The 14,399-nt window shown below is 71.9% G+C and carries 16 protein-coding genes; 11 read left to right on the top strand and 5 right to left on the bottom strand.

The features are described 5' to 3' along the window. The 3 genes from C1J01_RS37290 to C1J01_RS37280 form a co-directional block, all read right to left on the bottom strand. The coding region (locus C1J01_RS37290) for a PTS transporter subunit EIIC (RefSeq protein WP_111183674.1) at positions 1–1,252 on the bottom strand (1,252 nt) is incomplete at its 3' end. A gap of 107 nt (positions 1,253–1,359) precedes the next feature. Next, positions 1,360–2,676 carry a PTS transporter subunit EIIC gene (locus tag C1J01_RS37285; RefSeq protein WP_111183673.1) on the bottom strand — a complete coding sequence of 439 codons (1,317 nt, stop codon included), beginning with the start codon at positions 2,674–2,676 and terminating at the stop codon, positions 1,360–1,362. A 45-nt stretch (positions 2,677–2,721) separates the two neighbouring features. After that, complete coding sequence (locus tag C1J01_RS37280) at positions 2,722–3,462, bottom strand: GntR family transcriptional regulator (protein ID WP_111183672.1); 741 nt, start codon at positions 3,460–3,462, stop codon at positions 2,722–2,724. A gap of 125 nt (positions 3,463–3,587) precedes the next feature. On the opposite strand from C1J01_RS37280, the gene C1J01_RS37275 reads away from it, so the two are divergent. The 6 genes from C1J01_RS37275 to nagZ all read left to right on the top strand — a co-directional run bounded on the left by C1J01_RS37275 (position 3,588) and on the right by nagZ (position 8,778). Further along, positions 3,588–4,622 (top strand): SIS domain-containing protein, encoded by a 1,035-nt coding sequence (locus tag C1J01_RS37275; RefSeq protein WP_111183671.1) that lies wholly within the window; start codon positions 3,588–3,590, stop codon positions 4,620–4,622. Between the two features lie 37 nt (positions 4,623–4,659). Next, positions 4,660–4,896, top strand: a complete 237-nt coding sequence (locus C1J01_RS37270; protein WP_111183670.1) for a PTS sugar transporter subunit IIB — start codon at positions 4,660–4,662, stop codon at positions 4,894–4,896. 11 nt (positions 4,897–4,907) lie between these two features. Further along, positions 4,908–5,354 (top strand): PTS sugar transporter subunit IIA, encoded by a 447-nt coding sequence (locus tag C1J01_RS37265; protein ID WP_111183669.1) that lies wholly within the window; start codon positions 4,908–4,910, stop codon positions 5,352–5,354. A gap of 151 nt (positions 5,355–5,505) precedes the next feature. Next, positions 5,506–5,766 (top strand): HPr family phosphocarrier protein, encoded by a 261-nt coding sequence (locus tag C1J01_RS37260; protein WP_111183668.1) that lies wholly within the window; start codon positions 5,506–5,508, stop codon positions 5,764–5,766. Next, complete coding sequence (gene ptsP, locus C1J01_RS37255; RefSeq protein WP_111183667.1) at positions 5,763–7,430, top strand: phosphoenolpyruvate--protein phosphotransferase; 1,668 nt, start codon at positions 5,763–5,765, stop codon at positions 7,428–7,430. The genes C1J01_RS37260 and ptsP overlap by 4 nt, the downstream gene beginning before the upstream one ends. A 46-nt stretch (positions 7,431–7,476) precedes the next feature. After that, positions 7,477–8,778: a beta-N-acetylhexosaminidase gene (gene nagZ, locus C1J01_RS37250; RefSeq protein ID WP_235854923.1), complete on the top strand. Its 1,302-nt coding sequence runs from the start codon at positions 7,477–7,479 to the stop codon at positions 8,776–8,778. A 3-nt stretch (positions 8,779–8,781) separates the two neighbouring features. Here nagZ and C1J01_RS37245 read toward each other — a convergent pair whose 3' ends face one another. Further along, the gene (locus C1J01_RS37245) at positions 8,782–9,159 is read right to left on the bottom strand and encodes a FoF1 ATP synthase subunit a (RefSeq protein WP_181449182.1); all 378 of its coding nucleotides are present in this window, start codon (positions 9,157–9,159) and stop codon (positions 8,782–8,784) included. A gap of 133 nt (positions 9,160–9,292) precedes the next feature. On the opposite strand from C1J01_RS37245, the gene C1J01_RS37240 reads away from it, so the two are divergent. The 4 genes from C1J01_RS37240 (at position 9,293) to C1J01_RS37225 (ending at position 12,007) form a co-directional block, all read left to right on the top strand. After that, positions 9,293–9,940, top strand: coding sequence for an HAD family hydrolase (locus C1J01_RS37240; RefSeq protein ID WP_111183665.1), 648 nt, complete (start codon positions 9,293–9,295; stop codon positions 9,938–9,940). Between the two features lie 99 nt (positions 9,941–10,039). After that, positions 10,040–10,549 (top strand): DUF6912 family protein, encoded by a 510-nt coding sequence (locus C1J01_RS37235; RefSeq protein ID WP_111183664.1) that lies wholly within the window; start codon positions 10,040–10,042, stop codon positions 10,547–10,549. 32 nt (positions 10,550–10,581) lie between these two features. Further along, positions 10,582–11,208 carry an HAD family hydrolase gene (locus C1J01_RS37230; RefSeq protein WP_111183663.1) on the top strand — a complete coding sequence of 209 codons (627 nt, stop codon included), beginning with the start codon at positions 10,582–10,584 and terminating at the stop codon, positions 11,206–11,208. A gap of 91 nt (positions 11,209–11,299) precedes the next feature. Next, complete coding sequence (locus C1J01_RS37225; protein ID WP_111183662.1) at positions 11,300–12,007, top strand: HAD family hydrolase; 708 nt, start codon at positions 11,300–11,302, stop codon at positions 12,005–12,007. 3 nt (positions 12,008–12,010) lie between these two features. Here C1J01_RS37225 and C1J01_RS37220 read toward each other — a convergent pair whose 3' ends face one another. Continuing rightward, entirely contained in the window at positions 12,011–13,609 is a 1,599-nt protein-coding gene (locus C1J01_RS37220) for a penicillin-binding transpeptidase domain-containing protein (protein ID WP_111183661.1), read from the bottom strand. Between the two features lie 108 nt (positions 13,610–13,717). Between C1J01_RS37220 and C1J01_RS37215 the strand changes: the two genes are divergently transcribed. After that, a partial coding sequence (locus C1J01_RS37215; RefSeq protein ID WP_111183660.1) for a LysR family transcriptional regulator occupies positions 13,718–14,399 on the top strand: 682 nt, incomplete at its 3' end.

The following is a 14,399-nucleotide window of genomic DNA, read 5'->3' as shown; positions in this document are numbered from 1 at the left end:
GGCCGGGGGTGGGGAGGTTCATAGCGCGGATCAGGACGCTGAAGATGACGTAGTAGAGCACCAGGTACGCCAGGCCGAAGCCGATGATCAGGGCGAGGCCGTGGGTGTTGGACTTGCCGGCGTTCAGCAGCATGTCGATGGCCCCGCCGGAGAACGTGAAGCCGAGCCGCGCGCCCAGCTCCGCCATCAGGGCCATCGACAGGCCCGTCAGCAGCGCGTGCACGGCGAACAGCACGGGCGCCACGAAGATGAAGGCGAACTCCAGCGGCTCGGTGATGCCCGTGACGAACGCCGTCAGGCCGGCCGAGAGCAGGATGCCCCCGACGGACGCGCGGCGCTCCGGCGGGGCGGCCCGCCACATCGCCAGCGCCGCGCCCAGCAGGCCGAACATCATGACGGGGAAGAACCCGGTCATGAAGATGCCCGCGCCCTGCTCGCCGGCGAAATAGCAGTTCAGGTCGCCCGCGGCGTCCCGGATCGCGCCGTTCACGCCCGCGCGGCACTCGGGGAGGGTGAACCAGACGATGGTGTTGAGGAAGTGGTGCAGGCCGATGGGGATGAGCAGCCGGTTGGCGACGCCGTAGATGCCGGCGCCGGCGGTGCCGTGGGCGGAGAGCCAGTCGCCGACGTCCGACAACCAGTCGCCGATGGGCCGCCACAGCAGGCCGAACAGCACGCCGAGGAGCAGGGCGGCGACGGCCGTGATGATGGGCACCGAACGCCGGCCGCCGAAGAACGCCAGCCACGAGGGCGGCTTGAAGCGGTAGAAACGTTGCCAGAGCAGGGCGGCGGTGATGCCGATGACGATGCCGCCCAGCACGCCCGTCGGGTTCTGCGCGCCCAGGTCGAGCGTCGGGGTGCCGTTCCGCAGGATCACGGTGACCTTGGAGTACACGGCGCCCTCGCCGGCGTCGAAGAACAGCGTCTTGGTGACGCGGTCGAAGACCAGGTAGCCGACGACGGCGGCGAGCGCGGTGGAGCCGTCGGACTTGCGGGCGAAGCCGATCGCGACGCCGACGGCGAACAGCAGCGGCAGGTTGTCGAAGAGCGCGCCGCCGGCCGCGGCCATGACCCGGGCCACCGGCAGCAGCCACGGGAAGGCGCCGCCGAGACCGCCCGCGCCCAGCATGTCCTCCTGTCCGAAGCGGAAGAGCAGGCCGGCGGCGGGGAGCACGGCGATCGGCATCATGAGCGAACGGCCGATGCGCTGCAGCACGGCGAACGTCGATGACCAGGCCGTGGCCGCGCCCATGGCCGTGCTCCCCCCGCAGGTGCGTCGCGTCGCGGGGGATGCCGGTTTTCTACCCCGCGGCCGATCCGCCGGAAACGCCCGGTCCGCCGTACGCGGGGGAGGCGGCGCTAGGTCTCGCCGGAGTCGGGGTCGGGGTCGGGTTCGCGGCCGGGAGTCTGGATGTCGAGCCTGCGGATGAGGAAGGAGAACACGACGTAGTAGACGGCGCCGTAGGCCACGCCGAGCAGGAGGATGCCGGGGAGGTTCTCGGTGTTCGACTTGCTGGCGTTCAGCAGCATGTCGAGCAGGCCCGCCGAGAAGCCGAAGCCGAGCTGGCCGCCGATCAGCGTGGTGAGCGCCATGGCGAGGCCCGTCAGGACGGCGTGCACGACCAGCAGCAGCGGCGCGACGAAGATGAAGGCGAACTCGATCGGCTCGGTGATGCCCGTGACGAACGACGCCAGCCCGGCCGACAACATGATGCCGCCCACCGTGGCCCGCCGGTGCGCGGGGGCCGCCCGCCACATGGCCAGGGCGGCGGCCGGGAGGGCGAACATCATGATGGGGAAGAAGCCGGCCATGAACTGGCCGGCGTCCGGGTCGCCGCCGAAGTAGCAGTTCCAGTCGCCGCCGAGCACCCGGCCGCCGACGTCGCACTGCGGCACGACGTACCAGACGACCGAGTTGACGAAGTGGTGCAGGCCGAACGGGATGAGCAGGCGGTTGACCAGGCCGTAGACGCCGGTGCCGACGGGGCCGACGGCGGCCAGGGCCTCGCCGGCGTGGCGGATCCACTCGCCGAGCACCGGCCAGAGCCAGCCGAACACCACGCCGATGAGCAGGGCCGCGATCGAGGTGACGATGGGCACGAAACGCCGCCCGCCGAAGAAGGCCAGCCACGACGGCAGTTTGATGCGGTGGAAGCGCTGCCAGAGCAGGGCGGCCACCAGGCCCATGACGATGCCGCCGAGGACCTTGGTGGGGTTCTGCATGCCGTAGTCGATGATCTCCTGGAACCCGCCCTGGGGCAGGGCCTGCTTGATGACGACGGTGTCGCGGATGCCGGACTCGGCGAACATCACCTTGGTGACGCGGTCGAAGACCAGGTAGCCGACGACGGCGGCGAGCGCGGTGGAGCCGTCGGACTTGCGGGCGAAGCCGATCGCGACGCCGACGGCGAACAGCAGCGGCAGGTTCTCCAGCAGCGCCGCCCCGGCGGCGGCCAGCACCCCGGCCACCTCGTTCAGCCACGCCAGGCCGGCCACGTCGGCCAGGCCGCCCGGCTCGGGGCCGTTCGAGCCGAGCATGTCGGGCTGGCCGAAGCGCAACAACAGCGCCGCCGACGGCAGGGCGGCGATGGGCAGCATCAGGGAGCGGCCCAGCCGCTGGAGCACGGTCATCACGCGCGCGAACGGCGAAGGCCGGGCGGCGGTGGTCTCGTTCACCGGCGATCCTCCGAGGCGGTCAGGGCCTCGCTGGGGAGACGGGGGTCAGCCCCTTCGGGCGGGCATTTCGAGGAGGGTGCGCAGCTGGTAGCGGTCGGCGCGGTAGGTGGACACGCCCAGCTCCGCGCAGACGCCGCCGGAGAACGACCTGCGCTGCAGCAGCAGGACGGCGCCGCCCCGGGGGAGCTTCAGCAGGTCGGCGTCGCTCGGGTCGGCGATGCCGCCGTCGATGGTGAGCTCGCCGGCGTCCATGACCAGGCCGTAGCGGCGCTCCAGCAGCTCGTACAGGGACGTGTCCGTCAGGTCGAAGGAGGCGAGGTCGGGGGCGAGCTTGACGGGGATGTGGGCGCGCTCGACGGACAGCGGCTCGCCGTCGGCGGTGCGCAGGCGCTCGATGAAGTGCACCTCCTCGCCCGGCGGGATGCCCAGCTCCTTGGCCAGGTGGGCGCTGGCGCGCACGACGCGGCGGTCGAGGTCGCGCGAGCCCGGGATCATGCCGCGCGCCCGCATGTCCTCGGTGAACGAGGTGAGCTGCAGCGCCAGCTCGATCTTGGGCCGGGCCACGAACGTGCCCTTGCCGGGCACGCGGTGCAGGCGGCCTTCGGAGACCAGGTGGTCGACGGCCTGACGCACGGTCATCCGGGACAGCCCGAAGCGCTGGCACAGCTCGCGCTCGGACGGGATGGCCGCCCCGATGCTGAGCTCGTCGCTGTCGATGAGGTCCAGCAGGATCTCGCGGAGCTGGAAGTACTTGGGCACCGGGCTGTCCGGATCGATGTGCGGCACTCATCCTCCCCTCGTGCTGACCTTGGCTAATGGGCTATGGTTCGTACTGGTCTAGTCCGGACTAGACCACATGTCCTGAAAGTCGGTCAAGTCCGAGCCGCCATGACGTAAGGATGAACTCAACGATGACCACCAAGATGCGCAGCGAGATCGCCGAGCAGCCGACCGCGCTGCGGGCCACGCTGGACGCCCTGCTGCCCCAGGTCTCCGAGATCGAGGCTCTGGGCGGGCAGACCCGCCAGTTGCTGTTCATCGCACGTGGCACCTCTGACAACGCCGCAGTCTACGGGCGCTACCTGGTCGAATCGCACGCCGGACGGCTCTCCGCGCTGGCGGCGCCGTCGATCGCGACGACGTACAGGCGCAGGCTCGACCTCGACGGCGTGCTCGCGGTGGCCATCTCGCAGTCGGGCCGGACCGAGGAGATCGTCGAGACGCTGTCCTGGGCCAAGGACTGCGGGGCCAAGACCGTCGGCATCACCAACGGCGGCGCCGACAGCCCGCTCGCGCAGGCGGCAGACGTGGCGTTGTGCACGGTCGCCGGGGAGGAGAAGGCCGTCCCGGCGACGAAGACGTACACGACGCAGCTGGCCGCCCTCGCGGTGCTGGCGCTCGGCCTCGGCGCCGACGTGGACGCCGGCGAGCTGCGGCGGGTGCCGGAGGCGGTGGAGAAGCTGGTCGCCGAGCCGGGCGACCTGGACGCCGTGGTCGAGGGCCTGCTCGACAAGCCCGGCGTGGTCGTCTCCGGGCGCGGCCTGGCCTTCTCCACGGCGCTGGAGACCGCGCTCAAGCTCAAGGAGGCCTGCTACCTGCACGCCATGGGCCTGTCGTACGCCGACCTGCTGCACGGCCCCATCGCGGTCGTGGACGCCGACACCCCGGCGCTGCTCGTGGCCGCCGAGAACAGCCCGACGCTGCAGGGCACCGTCGCGCTGGCCGAGCGGGTGGTGGCCGCGGGCGCGGCGGCGTACACGATCGGCGGCGGGACGGCGCTCGCGCAGGCGGGCACGGCCGCGCTCAACGGCCCCGACCTGCCCGAGTGGCTGGCGCCCATGGGCCTGATCGTGCCCGGCCAGCTGCTCACCGAGGCGCTGGCCCGGCGGCTCGGCATCGACCCGGACGCGCCGCGCGGCCTGAACAAAGTCACCCAGACCGACTGACTAGCCTGGTCGGAGTGCTAGTCCTAGGGAGGACGAGATGGCGGCCGACGTGAATGCGCTCATCGCCGGGCTGGGCGGCGCCGACAACATCATCGACATCGAACCCTGCATCACGCGCCTGCGCACGGAGGTCCACGACGCCTCCAAGGTCGACCAGGCGGCGCTGAAGGCGGCCGGCGCGCATGGCGTGATGGCTGCGGGGAACGTGGTTCAGGTCGTCGTCGGACCTGAGGCCGACACGATAGCCAGCGACATCGAGGACATCATCGGCTAAAGGGCGAGACCATGACGACTGTTCTCGCCCCGGTTGAGGGGGCGGCTGTGGGATTGGCCGCCGTGCCCGACCCGGTCTTCTCGGCGGGCATGGTCGGCCCGGGAACGGCGATCGATCCGCTACGGGGGCCGGGGGAGGCAGTCGCCCCCATAGCGGGAAAAATCATGAAACTGCATCCGCATGCCTACGTCATCGTGGGGGACGACGGCAAGGGTGTGCTGGTGCACCTGGGCATCGACACCGTCCAGCTCAAAGGGGAGGGGTTCCGGCTGCTGGCGGCGGAGGGCGACCGGGTGCGCGCCGGGCAGCCGGTGGTGGCCTGGGACCCCGCGGCCGTCGAGGCGGGCGGGCGTTCGCCGGTCTGCCCGGTCGTCGCGCTGGACGCCGTCTCGGAGTCCCTGACGGGGGTCGCGGAGGGGGCCGTGCACGCGGGGGACGAGCTCTTCCGATGGGAATAGCGGCCGCTGTGATCCGTTCACAGGGAGTGCCGAACTCCGTACCGGCATACGTGAGAACCGGCAGAATGGGCAGGTCGTCCCATTTGGCGGCGATCGATGGCCGTGCGGAGGTACGGCTGGTCCGGACCGGCACAGAAGGAGGAGCAGCGAAATGGGTGAGCGGAAGGTCACCGTGGCCGCGGAGGTAGGTCTGCACGCGCGTCCGGCGGCGACATTCGTGCAGCGCGCCAAGCAGGCCCCGATGGAGATCGCGGTGGCGAAGCCCAACGGCGAGGGCCCGGTGAACGGCAAGAGCATCCTCGCGATCATGGCGCTCGACGTCCGGCAGGGCGAGACCGTCGTGATCTCCGCCGAGGGCGAGGGCTCGGAAGAGGTGCTCGACGAACTGGCCGCGATCGCCGCCGCGCCATGAACCTGAGGGGGGTGGGGGTCAGCCCGGGCGTCGGGCACGGGCCCTCGTACGTACTCTCCGTCTCCGTGCCCGAACCCCCCGAGGGCGCTGCCTACGCCGGTGAGGCGGAGCAGGAGAAGGAGCGCGCGATGACCGCGCTCACGCGGGTCGCGGGCGAGCTGGAGGCGCGCGGCAACCGGGCGGGCGGCGAGGCCGAGGAGATCCTCAAGGCCCAGGCGCTGATGGCCGAGGACCCGGGCGTGGTTGTCAAGGTGCGCTCGCTGATCGACCGCGGTGTGGCCGCCCCGAGGGCGGTGTTCGAGGCGTTCACGAAATACCGCGACGTGCTCGCCGGGTCCGGCGGCTACCTGGGCGAGCGGGCCGCCGACCTGAACGACATCCGCGACCGCGTGATCGCGGTGCTCTACGGGCAGGCCATGCCGGCGCTGCCGGCCAAGCCCGAGGAGCCGTACGTGCTGGTGGCGCGGGATCTCGCGCCGGCCGACACGGCGCTGTTGTCGCGCGCGCAGGTGGCCGCGTTCGTCACCGAGGAGGGCGGGCCCACCAGCCACACCGCGATCCTGGCCCGCGCCATGGGTGTGCCGGCCGTGGTGGCCTGCCCGGGCGCGACCGGCATCCCGCACGGCGTCCGCGTGATGGTGGACGGCACCTCCGGCGAGGTCGAGGTCGAGCCGGCGGAGGCGCACGTGGCCGACGCGGTCGGCGCCGCGTCGGCGCGCCGGGCCGCGATCTCCGCCGCCAGGGGCCCCGGCAGGACCGCCGACGGGCAGCCGGTGCCGCTGTACGCGAACGTCGGCAGCCCCGCCGACCTCGACGCGGCCCTCGCCGCCGAGGCCGAGGGCGTCGGCCTCTACCGGACCGAGTTCCTCTACCTCGACCGGACGCGGCCGCCCTCCCCCGAGGAGCAGCGGCGCGCCTACCGGCAGGCGCTGGAGGCGTTCCCCGGCGGGAAGGTCTGCGTGCGCACCCTCGACAGCGGCGCCGACAAGCCGCTGGCGTTCCTGCCTGTGCCCGCCGAGCCGAACCCGGCGCTGGGGGAGCGCGGGCTGCGCCTGTTCCGCAGGTTCCCGGAGGTGATGGCGGCGCAGCTCGACGCGCTGGCGGCGGTCGCCGAGGAGGGCCTGCGGGTGATGGCGCCCATGGTCGCCACCGCCGAGGACGCGGCCTGGTTCGTGCGCGCCTGCCGCGACAGGGGGCTGCCCAGCGCGGGCGTGATGATCGAGATCCCGGCCGCGGCGCTGCGCGCCCGCGACCTGCTCGCCCACGCCGACTTCGTCTCGGTCGGCACCAACGACCTCAGCCAGTACACCTTCGCCGCCGACCGCCAGCTCGGCGCGGTGAGCGCGTTGCAGGACCCGTGGCAGCCGGCGCTGCTCGACCTGGTGGCCATGACGGCGGAGGTCGCGGCGCGGGTGGGCAAGCCGTGCGCGGTGTGCGGTGAGGCCGCCGCCGACCCGGTCATGGCCTGCGTGCTGGCCGGGCTCGGCGTCGGCTCGTTGTCGATGGCGCCGTCGTCGCTGGCCGCCGTACGCGCCGGGCTGGCCGCGCACAGCCTCGACCAGTGCCGTACGGCCGCGCATGCCGCACGGGCGCAGCCGACGGCGGCCGACGCGCGCGCGGCGGCCCGCGCGCACCTGCCTGCCCTGGTCAGGCTCGGGTTGTAGGCGTGCCGGGCTCGTTCCCTGCCGGTGGATGGATACCTTGGGACTCATGCTTCGACGGATCGCGACGACAGGACTCCTGGTGACCGCGCTGACCGCGTGCGGCGGTGGCGGCGGCTCGGCGGGGGCCGAACCGACCGGCGGCAGGGCGGCGCCGCCCGCGCCGACCACGGCTAACACGCCGCGGCAGAGCGCGCCGCCGGCGACGCCGGCCGCCGAGAGCCCGGTGGAGCGCGCCCTGTCGGAGATGACCGTCGAGGAGAAGGTCGGCCAGCTCTTCATGCCGATCGTGTACGGCACCGCCGCCGACTCGGTCTCCGGCGAGAACCAGGCCCGCTTCGGCGCCCAGACCCCGGCCAAGGTCATCCAGAAGTACCACCTGGGCGGCGTCATCCTCTTCCCGTACAACGTCAAGAGCGTCGGCCAGGTGGTCTCGTTCACCAACGGCATGCAGCGGGCCTCGAAGGACGTCCCGCTGCTGGTCGCGACGGACCAGGAGAACGGCATGGTGTCGCGGTTCTCCAGCGTCATGACCGCCTTCCCCGGCGCCGGCCAGATCGGCGCCAAGGGACAGCCCGAACTGGCCGGGCAGGTGGCCAGGGCGACCGGCAGGGAGCTGCACGCGCTCGGCGTCAACCTCGACTTCGCGCCGGTGGCCGACGTGAACGTCAACCCGCGAAACCCGGTCATCGGGCAGCGGGCGTACGGCGACCAGCCGAAGAAGGTGGCCGCGATGGTGGCCGCCGCCGTCAAGGGCTTCCACGAGGCGGGCATGGCCTCGACCGCCAAACACTTCCCCGGCCACGGTGACACCAACGTCGACAGCCACACCGGGCTGCCGGTGATCAATCACACCAGGGCCGAGTGGGAGCGCATCGACGCGCCGCCGTTCAAGGCCGCCATCGACGCCGGGGTGGACGCTGTGATGAGCGCCCACATCGTCTTCCCCAAGCTCGACCCGTCGGGCGACCCGGCCACGCTGTCCAAGCCCATCCTGACCGGCCTGCTGCGCAAGGAGCTCGGCTTCAAGGGCGTCATCTCCACCGACGCGCTCAACATGGCGGGCGTGCGCAAGAAGTACGACGACGGGGAGATCGCGGTGCGGGCCCTGCTGGCCGGCGCCGACCTGCTGCTCATGCCGAACGACCTGCCGAAGCAGTACCGCGCGGTCGTGGCGGCGGTGAAGTCGGGCCGCATCTCCGAGGAGCGCCTCGACCAGTCGGTCACCCGGCTGCTGACGCTCAAGCACAACCGGGGGCTGCTGGCCGAGGCGCCCAGGGCCTCGGCGCAGGAGGCGGCGCGCGTGCTGCGCTCGGCCGAGCACCGCAGGCTGGCCGGGCGCTTCCGCTAGGCGCTAGTGCGAGCCGCGCAGGCCGCTGGCGATGAACATCGCGGCCAGCATGGCGAACAGGAACGCCTGCAGGAACATGATGAACATCTCGAACGCCGTCATCACGATGGTCATCGCCACCCCGATGACGCCGAGCCCCGCGCCGAGCACCGTCAGCCGCTCGGCGTACTCGCCGATGCTCTGCCGGCCGCGGGGGATGATCTTCGGCTTGGCGAACGCGGCCCAGCACAGGGCGATGGCCACGACCGCGCTCAGCATGGCGACGAGGACCGGTTCGGTGGACCATTCCGGCCCGCCGGGGATGATGGGCCCGAACTGGAAGAGCTCCTGGCCGGGGACGACCCACTGGTCGGGGGAGGTGATCAGGATCGTCGAACGCAACGGCGGTCCTTTCTGGTAGCGCTTGAACGCTGGAACAGCGCTCTAACCAGACAAATCGGTCAGCCGTTTTACCGTGATTTTTAGGCGTGGGGGCTGTGGCATTGGGGTTTCGTTGACGTTCTACCCTAGAACGATGGTTACGGGTGTTCTCATCGACTGGGGCGGGGTGCTGACGACCAGCCTCTCCGACTCCATCGCGCGCTGGATCGAGGCGGACAGGATCGAGGCCGGTCACTACCACACCGTGATGCGGGAGCTGATCGAGCACGCCTACCGCACCGAAGACGGCGAGAGCATCGTCCACGCCCTCGAACGCGGCGAGATCGACGGGCCGTCCTTCGAACGCGACCTGGCCGCCAGGCTGCGGACCGTGGACGGCGAGCCGCCGGTGCCCGACGGCCTGCTGGAGCGGATGTTCGCCGGCTTCGAGCGGGTGGACGCCATGTACGACATGTTGCGCGACGTACGCGGCCACGGGCTCAAGACGTGCCTGCTGTCCAACTCGTGGTCCAACACCTACCCCCGCGACGACTGGGACGAGGTCTTCGACGCGATCGTGATCTCCGGCGAGGTCGGCATGCGCAAGCCCGAGCCGCGCATCTTCCACCACGCGCTCGGCCGGCTCGGGCTGCCCGGCGAGGAGTGCGTGTTCATCGACGACATCGAGGCCAACATCCTCGCCGCCCGCGGGCTAGGCATCGCCGGGATCCACCACCGCGACCCGGACACGACCATCACGGAACTCGAGTCCGTCCTCCGGCTCACGCTGCGACGGGCATGATGGAGCCCTTCCACGCCGAGCTGGAGCCGTAGCGACGCGAGGACCCCATCTCGGCACACCGGGCTCCCGGCCCGGCCACGTAAGCACGAAAGGTTCGTCATGCGCGTCTATCTGCCGTGCACCCTGCCCGCTCTCGCCGTCGCGGTCGAGGCGGGAGGGCTGGGCCCGGCCCCGCTCACCGGTTACGCGGTGACCCCCGCGCTGATCGAGTGGTACGCCTCGGGCGACACCGAGGAGCTCGAGTACGTCGCGCTCACCGAGGCGGCCCGCGCCTCCCTGCGGATGCTGGCCGCCGACCGCGCCGACGGCGTCGAGGCCGCGCCCCGGCGCGTGGTGATCGCCGCCGAGGTGCCGGACGGCGCGATCACCGCCGGCGCCGACCTGGAGGAACGCGCGCGGGTGCGCGTCGGGGAGGCGGTGCCGCTGACCACGGTGGCCGCGGTGCACGTCGACGACACCGACGCCGCCGACGACATCGAGGCGGCGATCGCCGCGCTGCCCGCCGCCGACGAGGGCGACGACGACGCCCAGTTCACCGTGGACGGCGCGGAGGCGCACGAGCTCATGTGGTACGCGACCCAGGAGATCCCCGACCTGCTGCGGCCGTGAGAGTCACGCCCGCCCATTAGGCTTGCCATGCCATGACAAAGCACATCATCTGGGATTGGAACGGCACGCTCTTCCACGACCTGGAGGCCGTGGTCGAAGCCACCAACGCGGTCTTCGAGCCGTACGCGCTGCCCGCACTGACCGCCGACTCCTTCCGCGCGGTCTACACGCGGCCGATCTGGGTCGCCTACGAGCGCCTGCTCGGCCGCCCCCTGAACGAGGGCGAGTGGGAGCTGCTCGACGGCGGGTTCCACGAGCACTACTTCCGGCTGAGCGACCTGTGCCGGCTCGCTCCCGACGCCGAGCTGGTGCTGGCCGGCTGGACGGGCACCCAGTCGTTGTGCTCCATGGCGCCGCACGACCACCTGGTGCCCAAGGTGGAGTCGTTCGGCATCACCACCCACTTCACCCGGATCGACGGCGTGGTGCTCGGCACCGGCGGAGAGAAGGCCGCGCACATGGCGGCGCACATCGCGGCCATCGACGTCGATCCGGCCGAGGTGCTGGTGATCGGCGACAGCGTGGACGACGGGCTCGCCGCGCGGCACGTCGGCGCCCGCGCCGTGCTCTACACGGGCGGGATGACCACGCGGGCCGAGCTGGAGAGCACCGGGCTGCCGGTCGTCGACCGGCTCTCCGACGCCCTCGATCACGTCTGAACATGCTTGAATCGCTCGGGCGGGCCGCCCGAGCACGGTGTCGGCCGTACCCTTTGAGGGGATTGCTCAGGAGGCTGCCATCAACCGCCTTGTGCTGTGGAACGTCGACCTGACGCTGGTCGACGTCGCCATCGTGACCAGAGACGCCTACGCCGAGGCGTTCCGCGTCGTGACGGGGCGCCCGCTGGTGAAGCTCGTGCCCCCGCTGGGCCGCCCCGATTCCGAGATCGTCTTCGAGACGCTCGCCGTCAACGGCATCGTTGCCGAGGACGACCACCTGCCGAGGTTCCTGGCCGCGCTCGCCATGGCCTTCGCCGACCGGCGCGGGCGGCTGGCGAAGGAGGGCCGGATGATGCCGGGGGCCAAAGACGCGCTGAGGTCCGTGGGCCGGCTCGACGGCGTCGTCCAGACGGTGCTGACCGGCACCATCAAGAGCAACGCCGTGCACAAGCTGAAGGCGTTCGGGCTCGACAAGTACGTCGACTTCGACCTCGGCGGCTACGGCGAGGAGGTCTACCCCAAGGCGACGCTGCTGCAGGTCGCGCAGTCGCGGGCCAAGCAGCGCCTCGGCACGCCGTTCACGGCGGCCAACACCGTGGTGATCGGCGACTCGACGCGTGACGTGCAGGCGGCCAAGATCGGCGGGGCGGCGATGATCGGGGTCGCGTCCGGGCGGTCGATGGCGGCCGAGCTGCAGGAGGCCGGGGCCGACGTCGTGCTGCCCGACCTGTCCAACGCCTCGGAGGTGGTGGCCGCCGTCGCCTCCCTCACGACCCCGATCGACCGCAAGGCCGGTTGACGTTCAGGACAGGTTGCTCAGGAAGCGGGCGGCGATGGGGGCGGCGACCGCCGAGCCCGCGCCGCCGCCTTCGACGATGACGGAGAAGGCCACGTCGCCGCGGTAGCCGATGAACCACGAGTGGGCCGGGGGTTCCTTGCCGGAGCCGTACTCCGCGGTGCCGGTCTTGCCGGCCGTGCCGGAGGGGAAGCTCACGCCGTGGGCGGTGCCGTCGGTGACGACGGCGGGCATCAGCGTGCGCAGCGCCTCGACCACGCCCTTCTCCAGCGGGCGCGGCTCGTCCGGCTGGGCGTCGGGGATGCGCTCGTCCTTGACGAGGCGGGGCGGGATCCACGCGCCGGAGGCGATGGCGGCGGCCACGGAGGCCATGTTGAGCGGGCTGGCCAGCACCCGGCCCTGTCCGATGGCGGCCGAGGCCAGGTCGGTGTCGTCCTTGGGGTCGGGGTACTCGGCGCGCACGGCCGGCACGCCCGGCGTGATCGGGGTGCCGAAGCCGAAGCTCTTCGCGACCTCGCCCAGCCGCCCGCCGTTCAGCCGGGCCACGCTCAGCTCCCCGAACGTGGTGTTGCACGAGTGCGCGAACGCGTCGCGGAACGACAGCGTGCCGAAGTCCTCGAAACCGGCGTTGTGGAACGGGAAGCCGCCGATGTTCTTCTCGGCCGGGCACCGCACCTGCCGGCCGGGCTCGATTCCGTCGGCGACCAGCGCGGAGGCGGTCACCACCTTGAACGTCGAGCCCGGCGGGTACTTGCCGAGCAGCGCCCGGTTGAACCCGCCCGGGGCGTTCACCACCGCCAGGATCTCCCCGGTCGAGGCCCGCAGCGCCACCAGGGAGACCGGCTTGTCCGGCGTGTACATGCCCTCCAGCGCCCGCGCCCCCGCACGGTGCACCTTCAGGTCGATCGTCGTCTGGATCGGCCGCTGCGCGCCCTCCTCCTCCTTGACCGTCTCGACCGGCTCGTTCCCTTCGTAGAGGTCGATCCGGGCGCGGTCGGACTTCTCGAAGCGGTCGGGGAAGACCTGCTTCATGCCCTCGACGAGTTGCTGCACCGAGCCGGGCGCGCCCGGCTCGGTGAGCTCCGTGCTGTCGGCGGCGAGCACCCGCACGGGGTCGGCCTGCCGCGTGACCGTCTTCAGCGAGCGGCCCTTCTTCAGCAGGGGGTGGATCGTGGCGGGGGTCCAGGCGACCTTCCACGCGCGGCCGTCCTCGACCAGCTTGAGCCGCCCGGTGTAGGTCCAGTCCATGCGCCCGAGGAGCTTGGCCTGGAAGCTCACCACGCCGTCGTCCGACGTGCCGGCGAAGATCCCGTTCGGCCGGGGGCGGTGGAAGGACGCCTGGGTGAGCTTGAGGTCGGTACGGAAGCGCTGGTGCCAGGTCTCGAAGTCGGCGGGCGGGTCGGCGACCAGCGAGCGCATGGTCGCGTAGTCCTGGTCCGACCAGGCCGCCAGATAGCGGTCGGCCGTCTCCTCCACCGAGCCCTCCGTGCGCAGCGCCCAGACGACCCCTCCCGCGGCGAGGAGCGGGACCAGCAGCCCGGCCGTGACCCAGGGCCACTTCCGGCGCCGGCGTACCGGCCGCTCCGGCTGCAAGTGCGCGTACATTGTCCCCGTTTGTGGTGCCATGACGGAGAGAAGACCAGATAAGCGGCGTGGACGTCCAATACTGATATGGCGGCTGCCAGGATATATATTTGGATATATTGGCTGGTCATGGACCTTGTCCGGCACCTCCGCTATTTCACCGTGGTGGCGGAGGAACTCCACTTCGGCAACGCGGCGATCCGGCTCGGCATGGCCCAGCCGCCGCTCAGCCAGCGCATCAAGCGCCTGGAGGAGGAGCTCGGCGTGCGGTTGTTCGACCGTTCGGCCCGGCAGGTCCGGCTCACCGAGGCCGGCCGGCTGCTGCTCGCCGAGGCCCGGGAGATCGTCGCCCGCGTGGACCGGCTGCACGAACTGGCCCGGCAGGGGCAGGGGACGGCGCTGCGGGTCGGGGTCCCGCCCGACCTGGCCGCCGCCGTGCTGGCCGCCCTGGTCGCGGGCTTCCGCGACATCCACCCCGACGTACGCCTCGCGCCCACCGAGATCTGGACCGCCGACCAGGTGACGGCACTGGCGGAGGGCGTGATCGACGTCGGCCTGGTCCGTCACCCGCTCGCCGCGCCCGGCCTGCGCTTCGGGCGGGTGCTCGTGCAGCGGCAGGGCGTGCTGCTCGCCGACGCCGACCCGCTCACCGGCGTCGGCGAGGTGCACCTGGCGGACCTCGCGGGGCGGGAGCTGCTGCTGCCGCCCATGGAGGGCGAGCCGGGCTGGCACGCCGAGGTGTTGTCGGAGTGCCGCCGCCACGGGTTCGTCCCGACGCAGCTCCACCAGGGCGCGGGGCTGGGGCTCGTGC

The sequence above is a fragment of the Nonomuraea aridisoli genome, assembly GCF_003236395.1.
GTDB lineage: Bacteria > Actinomycetota > Actinomycetes > Streptosporangiales > Streptosporangiaceae > Nonomuraea > Nonomuraea aridisoli.
The sequence above is the reverse complement of the archived record's forward strand: the minus strand, read 5'-3'. Positions and strand labels throughout refer to the sequence as shown.

Excerpts from the sequence above, each read along its gene's own strand:
- C1J01_RS37275 (WP_111183671.1), top strand. The coding sequence starts at position 3,588 with ATGACCACCAAGATGCGCAGCGAGATCGCCGAGCAGCCGACCGCGCTG.
- C1J01_RS37270 (WP_111183670.1), top strand. The coding sequence starts at position 4,660 with ATGGCGGCCGACGTGAATGCGCTCATCGCCGGGCTGGGCGGCGCCGAC.
- C1J01_RS37265 (WP_111183669.1), top strand. The coding sequence starts at position 4,908 with ATGACGACTGTTCTCGCCCCGGTTGAGGGGGCGGCTGTGGGATTGGCC.
- C1J01_RS37260 (WP_111183668.1), top strand. The coding sequence starts at position 5,506 with ATGGGTGAGCGGAAGGTCACCGTGGCCGCGGAGGTAGGTCTGCACGCG.
- ptsP (WP_111183667.1), top strand. The coding sequence starts at position 5,763 with ATGAACCTGAGGGGGGTGGGGGTCAGCCCGGGCGTCGGGCACGGGCCC.
- nagZ (WP_235854923.1), top strand. The coding sequence starts at position 7,477 with ATGCTTCGACGGATCGCGACGACAGGACTCCTGGTGACCGCGCTGACC.
- C1J01_RS37240 (WP_111183665.1), top strand. The coding sequence starts at position 9,293 with ATGGTTACGGGTGTTCTCATCGACTGGGGCGGGGTGCTGACGACCAGC.
- C1J01_RS37235 (WP_111183664.1), top strand. The coding sequence starts at position 10,040 with ATGCGCGTCTATCTGCCGTGCACCCTGCCCGCTCTCGCCGTCGCGGTC.
- C1J01_RS37230 (WP_111183663.1), top strand. The coding sequence starts at position 10,582 with ATGACAAAGCACATCATCTGGGATTGGAACGGCACGCTCTTCCACGAC.
- C1J01_RS37220 (WP_111183661.1), bottom strand. The coding sequence starts at position 13,609 with ATGTACGCGCACTTGCAGCCGGAGCGGCCGGTACGCCGGCGCCGGAAG.